The organism is Streptomyces odonnellii (assembly GCF_000981895.1).
Classification (GTDB): Bacteria; Actinomycetota; Actinomycetes; order Streptomycetales; family Streptomycetaceae; genus Streptomyces; species Streptomyces odonnellii.
The window spans coordinates 17626-30029 of the sequence record NZ_LATD01000254.1; the positions used below are offsets into that span (position 1 = coordinate 17626).

6 protein-coding genes are annotated in these 12404 nt (G+C 67.5%); all 6 read left to right on the forward strand.

All coding sequences use genetic code 11. The annotated features are described in order from the left end of the window. Positions 1 to 37 precede the first annotated feature (37 nt). The 6 genes from WH07_RS22975 (at position 38) to WH07_RS23000 (ending at position 12177) form a co-directional block, all read left to right on the forward strand. The gene (locus tag WH07_RS22975; RefSeq protein WP_046503218.1) at positions 38 to 3943 is read left to right on the forward strand and encodes a DNA-directed RNA polymerase subunit beta'; all 3906 of its coding nucleotides are present in this window, start codon (positions 38 to 40) and stop codon (positions 3941 to 3943) included. 316 nt (positions 3944 to 4259) lie between these two features. Next, entirely contained in the window at positions 4260 to 4631 is a 372-nt protein-coding gene (rpsL, locus tag WH07_RS22980) for a 30S ribosomal protein S12 (protein WP_003948652.1), read from the forward strand. A gap of 2 nt (positions 4632 to 4633) precedes the next feature. Continuing rightward, positions 4634 to 5104, forward strand: coding sequence for a 30S ribosomal protein S7 (gene rpsG / locus WH07_RS22985; RefSeq protein WP_030742163.1), 471 nt, complete (start codon positions 4634 to 4636; stop codon positions 5102 to 5104). 38 nt (positions 5105 to 5142) lie between these two features. Next, the gene (fusA, locus tag WH07_RS22990; RefSeq protein ID WP_046503243.1) at positions 5143 to 7269 is read left to right on the forward strand and encodes an elongation factor G; all 2127 of its coding nucleotides are present in this window, start codon (positions 5143 to 5145) and stop codon (positions 7267 to 7269) included. 152 nt (positions 7270 to 7421) lie between these two features. Further along, on the forward strand, positions 7422 to 8615 hold the full coding sequence (tuf, locus tag WH07_RS22995) for an elongation factor Tu (RefSeq protein ID WP_046503245.1): 1194 nt from the start codon (positions 7422 to 7424) through the stop codon (positions 8613 to 8615). Between the two features lie 277 nt (positions 8616 to 8892). Continuing rightward, positions 8893 to 12177 (forward strand): glycosyl hydrolase 115 family protein, encoded by a 3285-nt coding sequence (locus WH07_RS23000; protein WP_046503248.1) that lies wholly within the window; start codon positions 8893 to 8895, stop codon positions 12175 to 12177. The last annotated feature ends 227 nt before the right edge of the window (positions 12178 to 12404 follow it).

Consider the following 12404-nt stretch of genomic DNA (forward strand, 5'->3'; position numbering starts at 1 on the left):
AGGGGGCTCGAACCCCCGAAAGAGGGATTGACGACAAGTGCTCGACGTCAACTTCTTCGACGAGCTGCGGATCGGCCTCGCCACCGCGGACGACATCCGGACCTGGTCGCACGGCGAAGTGAAGAAGCCGGAGACCATCAACTACCGCACCCTCAAGCCCGAGAAGGACGGACTCTTCTGCGAGAAGATCTTCGGCCCCACCCGGGACTGGGAGTGCTACTGCGGCAAGTACAAGCGTGTCCGCTTCAAGGGCATCATCTGTGAGCGCTGTGGCGTGGAGGTCACGCGCGCCAAGGTGCGCCGTGAGCGGATGGGCCACATTGAGCTGGCCGCGCCCGTCACCCACATCTGGTACTTCAAGGGCGTCCCGTCGCGCCTGGGGTATCTGCTCGACCTCGCGCCGAAGGACCTGGAGAAGGTCATCTACTTCGCCGCGTACATGATCACGTTCGTGGACGAGGAGCGCCGTACGCGCGACCTGCCCTCGCTGGAGGCGCATGTCTCCGTCGAGCGCCAGCAGGTCGAGAACCGCCGCGACGCCGACCTGGAAGCCCGCGCCAAGAAGCTCGAGACCGACCTGGCCGAGCTGGAGTCCGAGGGCGCCAAGGCCGATGTGCGCCGCAAGGTGCGCGAGGGCGCCGAGCGCGAGATGAAGCAGCTCCGCGACCGCGCGCAGCGCGAGATCGACCGTCTCGACGAGGTGTGGAACCGCTTCAAGAACCTCAAGGTCCAGGACCTGGAGGGCGACGAGCTGCTCTACCGCGAGCTGCGTGACCGCTTCGGCACGTACTTCGACGGCTCGATGGGCGCCGCCGCGCTGCAGAAGCGCCTGGAGTCCTTCGATCTGGAGGAGGAGGCCGAGCGCCTCCGCGAGATCATCCGTACCGGCAAGGGCCAGAAGAAGACCCGCGCGCTCAAGCGCCTCAAGGTCGTCTCCGCGTTTCTGCAGACCAGCAACAGCCCCAAGGGCATGGTGCTGGACTGCGTCCCGGTGATCCCGCCGGACCTGCGTCCGATGGTGCAGCTCGACGGTGGCCGCTTCGCGACCTCCGACCTGAACGACCTGTACCGCAGGGTGATCAACCGTAACAACCGCCTGAAGCGGCTTCTCGACCTCGGTGCCCCCGAGATCATCGTGAACAACGAGAAGCGGATGCTCCAGGAAGCCGTCGACGCGCTGTTCGACAACGGCCGCCGCGGCCGTCCGGTGACCGGTCCCGGCAACCGCCCGCTGAAGTCCCTGAGCGACATGCTCAAGGGCAAGCAGGGCCGGTTCCGCCAGAACCTGCTGGGCAAGCGCGTCGACTACTCGGCCCGTTCCGTGATCGTCGTCGGCCCGCAGCTCAAGCTGCACCAGTGCGGGCTGCCGAAGGCCATGGCGCTGGAGCTGTTCAAGCCGTTCGTGATGAAGCGTCTGGTCGACCTGAACCACGCGCAGAACATCAAGTCGGCGAAGCGCATGGTGGAGCGCGGCCGTACGGTCGTGTACGACGTGCTCGAAGAGGTCATCGCCGAGCACCCGGTGCTGCTGAACCGCGCGCCGACCCTGCACCGCCTCGGTATCCAGGCCTTCGAGCCGCAGCTCGTCGAGGGCAAGGCCATCCAGATCCACCCGCTCGTCTGCACCGCGTTCAACGCGGACTTCGACGGTGACCAGATGGCCGTCCACCTGCCGCTCTCCGCGGAGGCGCAGGCCGAGGCCCGCATCCTGATGCTGTCCTCGAACAACATCCTCAAGCCGGCCGACGGCCGTCCGGTCACCATGCCCACCCAGGACATGGTGCTCGGTCTCTTCTTCCTCACCACGGACGAGGAGGAGCGCGAGGTCAAGGGCGAGGGCCGGTCCTTCGGCTCCAGCGCCGAGGCCACCATGGCGTTCGACAACCGTGAGCTGTCGCTCCAGGCCAAGGTCGACATCCGCTTCCCGGTGGGCACCATCCCGCCGCGCGGCTGGACCCCGCCGGTGCCCGCGGACGGCGAGGACGCCGAGACGTACCAGCAGGGCGACAGCTTCCGGCTGCGTACGACCCTGGGCCGCGCGCTCTTCAACGAGCTGCTGCCCGAGGACTACCCGTTCGTCGACTACTCGGTGGGCAAGAAGCAGCTCTCCGAGATCGTCAACGATCTGGCCGAGCGCTACCCCAAGGTCATCGTGGCGGCGACGCTCGACAACCTGAAGGCGGCGGGCTTCTTCTGGGCGACCCGTTCCGGTGTCACCGTGGCCATCTCCGACGTGGTCGTGCCCGAGGCGAAGAAGGCGATCGTCCAGGGTTACGAGGCGCAGGACGAGAAGGTCCAGAAGCAGTACGAGCGCGGTCTGATCACCAAGCAGGAGCGCACCCAGGAACTGATCACGATCTGGACCAAGGCGACCAACGAGGTCGCCGAGGCGATGAACGCGAACTTCCCGAAGACCAACCCCATCTTCATGATGGTCAACTCGGGCGCGCGCGGAAACATGATGCAGATGCGTCAGATCGCCGGTATGCGTGGTCTGGTGTCCAACGCCAAGAACGAGACGATCCCGCGTCCCATCAAGGCGTCCTTCCGTGAAGGCCTGTCCGTACTGGAGTACTTCATCTCCACGCACGGTGCCCGTAAGGGTCTGGCCGACACCGCCCTGCGTACCGCCGACTCGGGTTACCTGACCCGTCGTCTGGTGGACGTCTCGCAGGACGTGATCATCCGCGAGGAGGACTGCGGCACCGACCGCGGCCTCAAGCTGAAGATCGCGGTCAAGGGCGCCGACGGGGTCCTCCGCAAGACGGAGGACGTCGAGACGTCCGTGTACGCGCGGATGCTCGCCGAGGACGTCGTCATCGACGGCAAGGTCATCGCGCCGGCCAATGTCGACCTGGGCGATGTCCTGATCGACGCGCTGGTGAACGCCGGGGTCGAGGAGGTCAAGACCCGCTCGGTCCTGACCTGTGAGTCCGCGGTCGGCACCTGTGCCTTCTGCTACGGCCGTTCGCTGGCCACCGGCAAGCTGGTCGACATCGGTGAGGCGGTCGGCATCATCGCCGCCCAGTCCATCGGTGAGCCCGGCACCCAGCTCACGATGCGTACCTTCCACACCGGTGGTGTGGCCGGTGACGACATCACCCAGGGTCTGCCCCGTGTGGTCGAGCTGTTCGAGGCCCGTACGCCCAAGGGTGTCGCCCCGATCTCGGAGGCGGCCGGCCGCGTCCGTATCGAGGAGACGGAGAAGACCAAGAAGCTGGTCGTCACCCCGGACGACGGCAGCGACGAGACGGCGTACCCGATCTCGAAGCGCGCCCGTCTGCTGGTGGAGGAGGGCGACCATGTCGAGGTGGGCCAGAAGCTCACCGTCGGTGCCACCAACCCGCACGACGTGCTGCGGATCCTCGGTCAGCGCGCGGTCCAGGTCCACCTGGTCGGCGAGGTCCAGAAGGTCTACAACTCGCAGGGTGTGTCGATCCACGACAAGCACATCGAGATCATCATCCGGCAGATGCTGCGCCGGGTGACGATCATCGAGTCCGGCGACGCGGAGCTGCTGCCGGGCGAGCTGGTGGAGCGCTCGAAGTTCGAGACCGAGAACCGCCGAGTGGTGACGGAAGGCGGCCACCCGGCCTCCGGCCGTCCGCAGCTCATGGGTATCACCAAGGCCTCGCTGGCCACCGAGTCGTGGCTGTCGGCGGCGTCCTTCCAGGAGACGACCAGGGTCCTCACCGACGCGGCGATCAACGCCAAGTCGGACTCCCTGATCGGTCTCAAGGAGAACGTCATCATCGGTAAGCTCATCCCGGCCGGTACGGGTCTGTCCCGCTACCGCAACATCCGGGTCGAGCCGACCGAGGAGGCCAAGGCCGCGATGTACTCGGCCGTCGGCTACGACGACATCGACTACTCACCGTTCGGCACCGGCTCCGGCCAGGCCGTCCCGCTGGAGGACTACGACTACGGTCCGTACAACCAGTAAGGCGTGAGAGTACTGGAGGGCGGCCATCCCTCGCGGGGCGGCCGCCCTCCGGCATGCGGGGTGCGTACGGCGTGTCTGGTCCAGGGCATTTGTTTTGACCGGAGTCGATGAGGTAGGTACGCTCAGACCTTGTGCCTGGGGTGTGCCTGGGCTCCTGTGCGTGTCTTCAGCCGCATGGCGAGTTCGAGTATCGGCCACCGTAATCTGCGCTTTCCTCGCTTGCGGCGGGGTCATGCAGCATTCGACACACCCGACCGCGTGGGTCGGAGTCGTTCCAGGTTAGTTGTACTGACGGCACACAGAAACCGGAGAAGTAGTGCCTACGATCCAGCAGCTGGTCCGCAAGGGCCGGCAGGACAAGGTCGAGAAGAACAAGACGCCCGCGCTCGAGGGTTCCCCGCAGCGCCGGGGCGTCTGCACGCGTGTGTTCACGACCACCCCGAAGAAGCCGAACTCGGCCCTCCGGAAGGTCGCGCGTGTGCGTCTGACCTCCGGTATCGAGGTCACGGCCTACATTCCGGGTGAGGGACACAACCTTCAGGAGCACTCCATCGTGCTCGTGCGAGGTGGCCGTGTGAAGGACCTGCCTGGTGTTCGTTACAAGATCATCCGTGGTTCCCTCGACACCCAGGGTGTCAAGAACCGCAAGCAGGCCCGCAGCCGCTACGGCGCCAAGAAGGAGAAGTAAGAATGCCTCGTAAGGGCCCCGCCCCGAAGCGCCCGGTCATCATCGACCCGGTCTACGGCTCTCCTCTTGTCACCTCGCTGATCAACAAGATCCTGCTCAACGGCAAGCGTTCCACCGCCGAGCGGATCGTGTACGGCGCCATGGAGGGTCTCCGCGAGAAGACCGGCAACGACCCGGTCATCACGCTGAAGCGCGCGCTTGAGAACGTCAAGCCCACGCTCGAGGTCAAGTCCCGCCGTGTCGGTGGCGCCACCTACCAGGTGCCGATCGAGGTCAAGCCCGGTCGCGCCGCCACCCTCGCACTCCGCTGGGTCGTCGGGTACTCCCGCGCCCGTCGCGAGAAGACCATGACCGAACGCCTCATGAACGAGCTGCTCGACGCTTCCAACGGTCTCGGCGCCTCGGTCAAGAAGCGTGAGGACACGCACAAGATGGCCGAGTCCAACAAGGCCTTCGCGCACTACCGCTGGTAGTCGCTACCCCCATCGAGACCGAGAGAAGATTGAGCCTCATGGCCACCACTTCGCTTGACCTGGCCAAGGTCCGCAACATCGGGATCATGGCCCACATCGACGCGGGCAAGACGACGACCACCGAGCGCATCCTGTTCTACACCGGTGTGAGCTACAAGATCGGTGAGGTCCACGACGGCGCTGCCACGATGGACTGGATGGAGCAGGAGCAGGAGCGCGGCATCACGATCACGTCCGCCGCGACCACCTGCCACTGGCCGCTCGAGGACGTCGACCACACCATCAACATCATTGACACCCCCGGGCACGTGGACTTCACGGTCGAGGTGGAGCGTTCGCTCCGCGTCCTCGACGGCGCGGTCACCGTGTTCGACGGTGTGGCGGGTGTGGAGCCCCAGTCCGAGACGGTATGGCGCCAGGCCGACCGTTACGGCGTGCCCCGTATCTGCTTCGTCAACAAGCTCGACCGGACCGGCGCGGAGTTCCACCGCTGCGTCGACATGATCTCGGACCGCCTCGGCGCGACCCCGATCGTCATGCAGCTTCCGATCGGTGCCGAGATGGACTTCAAGGGCGTCGTCGACCTCGTGACGATGAAGGCCCTCGTCTGGTCCGCCGAGGCCGCCAAGGGCGAGATGTACGACGTCGTCGACATCCCGGCCACGCACACCGAGGCGGCCGAGGAGTGGCGCGGCAAGCTGCTCGAGGTCGTCTCCGAGAACGACGACGAGCTGATGGAGCTGTACCTGGAGGGCATCGAGCCCACCGTGGAGCAGCTCTACGCGGCGATCCGCCGTATCACGATCGCGTCGGGCAAGGGCGACGGGACCACCGTCACTCCGGTCTTCTGCGGAACGGCGTTCAAGAACAAGGGCGTTCAGCCCCTGCTCGACGCCGTGGTGCGCTACCTGCCCTCCCCCCTGGACGTCGAGGCCATCGAGGGCCACGACGTCAAGGACGCGGAGGAGATCGTGCGCCGCAAGCCGTCCGAAGACGAGCCGCTCGCCGCGCTGGCGTTCAAGATTATGAGCGACCCGCACCTCGGCAAGCTCACCTTCGTCCGGGTGTACTCCGGCCGCCTGGAGTCCGGCACCGCCGTGCTGAACTCCGTCAAGGGCCGCAAGGAGCGCATCGGCAAGATCTACCGCATGCACGCGAACAAGCGTGAGGAGATCGAGGCCGTGGGCGCCGGTGACATCGTCGCCGTGATGGGCCTGAAGCAGACCACCACCGGTGAGACGCTCTGCGACGAGAAGAACCCGGTGATCCTGGAGTCCATGGACTTCCCGGCGCCGGTCATCGAGGTCGCGATCGAGCCCAAGTCCAAGGGTGACCAGGAGAAGCTGGGTGTCGCCATCCAGCGGCTCGCGGAGGAGGACCCCTCCTTCCAGGTGCACACCAACGAGGAGACCGGCCAGACCGTCATCGGCGGTATGGGCGAGCTTCACCTCGAAGTCCTGGTCGACCGCATGAAGCGCGAGTTCCGCGTCGAGGCGAACGTCGGCAAGCCGCAGGTCGCCTACCGTGAGACGATCCGCAAGGCCGTCGAGCGGGTGGACTACACCCACAAGAAGCAGACCGGTGGCACAGGCCAGTTCGCCAAGGTGCAGATCTCGATCGAGCCGATCGAGGGCGGCGACGCCTCGTACGAGTTCGTGAACAAGGTCACCGGTGGCCGTATCCCCAAGGAGTACATCCCTTCGGTGGACGCGGGCGCGCAGGAAGCCATGCAGTTCGGCATCCTGGCCGGTTATGAGATGACCGGCGTACGTATCACGCTGCTCGACGGTGCGTACCACGAGGTCGACTCCTCCGAGCTGGCGTTCAAGATCGCCGGTTCGCAGGCGTTCAAGGAGGGTGCCCGCAAGGCGTCCCCCGTGCTCCTGGAGCCGATGATGGCCGTCGAGGTCACCACGCCCGAGGACTACATGGGCGATGTCATCGGCGACATCAACTCCCGCCGTGGCCAGATCCAGGCCATGGAGGAGCGGGCCGGCGCCCGGGTCATCAAGGGCCTGGTGCCGCTCTCGGAGATGTTCGGCTATGTCGGAGACCTCCGCAGCAAGACCTCGGGTCGCGCAAGCTACTCGATGCAGTTCGACTCCTACGCCGAGGTTCCGCGGAACGTCGCCGAGGAGATCATCGCGAAGGCCAAGGGCGAGTAACTCTCCCGAGTTCACGCTTTAGGCTTGTCACCGGCAAGCCCTGGGGTGTTTCCACCGCGTACGGAGGAAACGCCCCGGGCCCCGGCATCCCAGCAAAGATCACCTGGCGCCGATGAGTAAGGCGTACAGAACCACTCCACAGGAGGACCCCAGTGGCGAAGGCGAAGTTCGAGCGGACTAAGCCGCACGTCAACATCGGCACCATCGGTCACATCGACCACGGTAAGACGACCCTCACGGCCGCCATTACCAAGGTGCTGCATGACGCGTACCCGGACCTGAACGAGGCCTCGGCCTTCGACCAGATCGACAAGGCTCCTGAGGAGCGCCAGCGCGGTATCACCATCTCCATCGCGCACGTCGAGTACCAGACCGAGTCGCGTCACTACGCGCACGTCGACTGCCCCGGTCACGCGGACTACATCAAGAACATGATCACGGGTGCGGCGCAGATGGACGGCGCCATCCTCGTGGTGGCCGCCACCGACGGCCCGATGCCGCAGACCAAGGAGCACGTGCTCCTGGCCCGCCAGGTCGGCGTGCCGTACATCGTTGTCGCCCTGAACAAGGCCGACATGGTGGACGACGAGGAGATCATGGAGCTCGTCGAGCTCGAGGTCCGTGAGCTTCTCTCCGAGTACGAGTTCCCGGGCGACGACCTGCCGGTCGTCAAGGTCTCGGCGCTCAAGGCGCTCGAGGGCGACAAGGAGTGGGGCCAGACGGTCCTCGACCTGATGGCCGCCGTCGACGAGGCGATCCCGCAGCCCGAGCGTGACGTCGACAAGCCGTTCCTGATGCCGATCGAGGACGTCTTCACGATCACCGGTCGTGGCACCGTCGTCACCGGCCGTATCGAGCGTGGTGTCCTCAAGGTCAACGAGACCGTCGACATCGTCGGTATCAAGACCGAGAAGACCACCACCACGGTCACCGGTATCGAGATGTTCCGCAAGCTGCTCGACGAGGGCCAGGCCGGTGAGAACGTCGGTCTGCTCCTGCGTGGTATCAAGCGTGAGGACGTCGAGCGCGGCCAGGTCATCATCAAGCCGGGTTCGGTCACGCCGCACACCAGCTTCGAGGCCCAGGCCTACATCCTGTCGAAGGACGAGGGTGGCCGTCACACCCCGTTCTTCAACAACTACCGCCCGCAGTTCTACTTCCGTACCACGGACGTGACCGGCGTCGTGACCCTCCCCGAGGGCACCGAGATGGTCATGCCGGGCGACAACACCGTCATGACGGTCGAGCTGATCCAGCCGGTCGCCATGGAGGAAGGCCTCAAGTTCGCCATCCGTGAGGGTGGCCGGACCGTCGGCGCCGGCCAGGTCACCAAGATCAACAAGTAGTACACCGACCTGGTCCGCGAGGGCCCCGCATTCCGTCCTGATGAGGACGGTGGTGCGGGGCCTTTGTCGTGCCGGGCGCGGCTCCGGTGCCGGACCGCGGACTCGGGGCTTCGGGGCGGGCTTCGGCGTTTACGGCTTCGGGCTCCGGGCGGGCTTTGGGCTTCGGGCTTCGAAAAACTTTCGGTTGTGCACGCCCATTGTTTCGGGGAATTCTCCGATCCAGTATGCAAAGAACTCACCAAAGGGTGCCAGCGACTGGAGGAGATTCATGGGTGCCATGGAGAGCGCGGTCCCTCGCGAGCCCAGCCGCAGAGCCGTTCTCGGCACCGGGATCGGGATCGGCGCGGGGGCGGCGGTCGGTCTCGGTACGACGGGCCTCGCCGCCCCGGCCGCGGTGGCCGCCTCCGGAGACGGAGGCGCCCGGCCCACGGACCCGGGCGCATACATCTCCCTCACCCCGCGGACCGGTGCCTTCCCGCTCGTACGGTCCGGGCACGCGGCACCGCTCGTGGTCAGCGCCGACGACCACCCCGGGGTGGTCCGTGCGGTGGGCGATCTGCGGGACGATATCGAGCGGGTCACCGGAGTACGCCCCGGACTCGCCAGGCGCGGGGTTCCACGGGGCCACCGCGAGATCACCCTCGTCGGTACGATCGGGCGCTCCCCGCTGGTCGACGGCCTGATCGCCGCCGGAAAGCTCGATGTCGGCGGGATCGAGGGCGCCTGGGAGACCTCACTCCAGACCGTGGTCGAGGATCCGCTGCCGGGCGTGGACCGCGCGTTCGTCGTGGCCGGCAGCGACCAGCGCGGCACGGTCTTCGGGGTGTACGACGTGTCCCTCGGGATCGGCGTCTCGCCCTGGTACTGGTGGGACGATGTACGGCCGGTCCGGCGCGAGGCCCTCTACGCCCTGCCGGGCCGCCACACCCAGGGCACGCCCGCCGTGAAGTACCGCGGGATCTTCATCAACGACGAGAACCCGGCGCTCGGCACCTGGGCCCCGGCCTACTTCGGCCCCGGCAAGGCCGAGGGCCACCCCGGCGGTTTCAACGCCGGTTTCTACGCCAAGGTCTTCGAGGTCATGCTGCGCCTGAAGGCGAACTACCTCTGGCCCGCGGTCTGGGGGCGCGCCTTCGCCGAGGACGATCCGCTGAACCATGCCCGCGCCAAGGAGTATGGGATTGTCATGGGCACATCCCACGAGGCTCCGATGATGCGGGGCATCGAGGAGTGGAACCGCCATGCCGTGCCCGCCGTACGCGACAGCGACGGCGCGATCGTCACCCCCGGGCACGATCCGTACGGCGGCACCGGCGAATGGTCCTTCCTCCGCAACGCCGAGGCGATCAAGGCGTACTGGGCCGAGGGGATCCGGCGCATGGCCGACCAGGACTTCGAGGGCGTGGTCACGCTCGGTATGCGCGGCAACGGCGATACGAGCCTGCCGGACGGCGACGGCATCGAGCTGATGCGGGAGATCATCGCGGCGCAGCGGCAGATCCTGGCGGAGGTCCTGGGGGAGCGGGCCGCCGCGGGGGCCTCCCGTACGGAAGGAGCCTCCCGTACCGACCGTACCGACCGCACCGAAGGAGCTTCCCGTACCGCCCCCGCCTCCGTACCGCAGGTGTGGACCCTCTACAAGGAGGTCCAGCACTACTGGGACCGCGGACTGCGCGCGCCCGACGATGTCACCGTCGTCCTCACCGACGACAACTGGGGCAATATCCGCAAGCACCCCGACCCGGCCGAGCCCGCCCGCAGCGGCGGCTACGGCCTCTACTACCACTTCGACTACGTCGGCCTCGGCCGCAACTACAAGTGGGTCGACACCACCTCCCTGCCGAACATGTGGGACCAGCTCCACCAGGCCGTCGCGTACGGCAACAACCGGCTGTGGGTCACCAATGTGGGTGATCTCAAGGGCAATGAGCTGCCGACCCAGTTCTTCCTCGACTACGCCTGGAACCCGGACCGCTGGACGCTCGCGGACCTGCCCGAGTGGGAACGGCGGTACGCGCGGCAGAACTTCGGCGAGGCGCAGGCCGCCGCGATCGCCTCCGTACTCGCCGCGTACGGCCGGCTCCAGTCCCGCCGCAAGCCCGAGCTGCTCAACCGCAGGATCACCCTGGACCCGGCGAAGGACCCGGCAACCGACTCGTCGGCGGTGGTCTATGACGACCAGGCCACCCCGTTCTCGCTCTCCGCCCACCGCGAGCTGGAGCGGGTCACGGAGGAGTGGCGGCAACTCGCCAGGGACGCCGACCGGATCGCCCGGCGGCTGCCGGCGGCGGACCAGGATGCGTGGTACGAACTGGTGGGGTACGCGGTCCAGGCCACCGCCAATGTGTACGTTCTGCGTGAGGCCGAGTTCACCAATCTCCTCTACGCCCGGCAGGGCCGCGCCGCCACCGACGACCGCGCGGCCGCCGCCGAGGCCGGGCTCGCCGAGGACTTCGCCCTGGCCGAACGTTTCAACAACCGGATCGCGGGCGGCAAGTGGCGCGGTTTCCAGACCCAGCCGCACATCGGGTACGGGGACATCGAGCGGTACGGTCCGAACGCGCCCTGGCAGCAGCCCGAGCTGGACAATGTCGCCCTGCCCGACGAACTGTTCCCGGCCGTCAGACGCATCGAACTGCCGGACGCGGCGCGGCTGGGCGTGGCGGTGGACGGCTCGGAGGAGTGGTGGCCGGGGGCGGGGAGCCGGGCGGTGCTGCCCGAGTTCAGCCCGTACCGTACCGGCCCCGACCCGTACATCGAGGTCTTCAACCGGGGCCTCAGCCCCTTCGGCTACCGCATCGAGCCGTCCGTGCCGTGGATCACCGTGGACCGCCCGCGGGGCCGGGTCGATCAGCAGATACGGGCCGAGCTGCGGGTGGACTGGTCACGGGCGCCGCGCGGCAGGACCGAGGCGGAGATCGTCGTGTACGGGCCGGAGGGCACGGCGGTCCCGGTCACCGCGGTCGTCGACCACCGGCGGGTGCCGGGTCTCGACGGACTCGCGGGCGTCAACGGCTTCGTGGAGGCGGGCGGCCATGTGGCCATCGACGCGGAGCACTTCAGCCGTGCGGTGGGGGCCGACGGCGTCCGCTGGCAGCGCGTCGAGGGCATCGGTCGTACGGGCGCGGGCATGACACCCTTCCCGGTCACCGCCGCGAGCCGCACCCCGAGGCGGGGCGGGGGCTCGCCCCGGCTGGAGTACGAGCTGAGCCTGCTGGCGTCCGGTCCCGTCACGGTCTGGGCGTACGTCTCGCCCCGCAACCCGGCCCTGCCGGTGGCCGGGCTCCGGTACGCGGTCTCCTTCGACGACGAGGTGCCGCGTACGGTCGACATCATCGCGGCGACGGGCGCGGACGACGGACTGATGAACCCGCAGTGGGCCCGCAACACGTCGGACAACATCAACCGCACGGCGACCCAGCACATCCTGCCCAGACCGGGCCGCCACCGCCTGGTCTTCTGGATGGTGGACCCGACGGTGATCCTCCAACGCCTGATCATCGACACGGGCGGCCTGCGCCCGACCTACCTGGGCCCACCGGAAAGCTTCCGCACGGGGTGAGCGGACCGCCGGCGCGGGCGGTGACGGGGTCCAGGAGCAGCGGGGCGGACGGCCGGTCGGATCTCTCGGCGACCCGGCCGCTCCGCCGCGTGGGTGAGGCCTTGCCACTCATGTCAACGAGCGGCAGGGCTCCGTACCCGTGCGCCGGAGCGGCCGGAGGGCGGGGCGGGTGGGGGCAGGGCTGCTGGATCAGTTGGAACGACTGGGCCGCCGAGCCGTTGCACGGG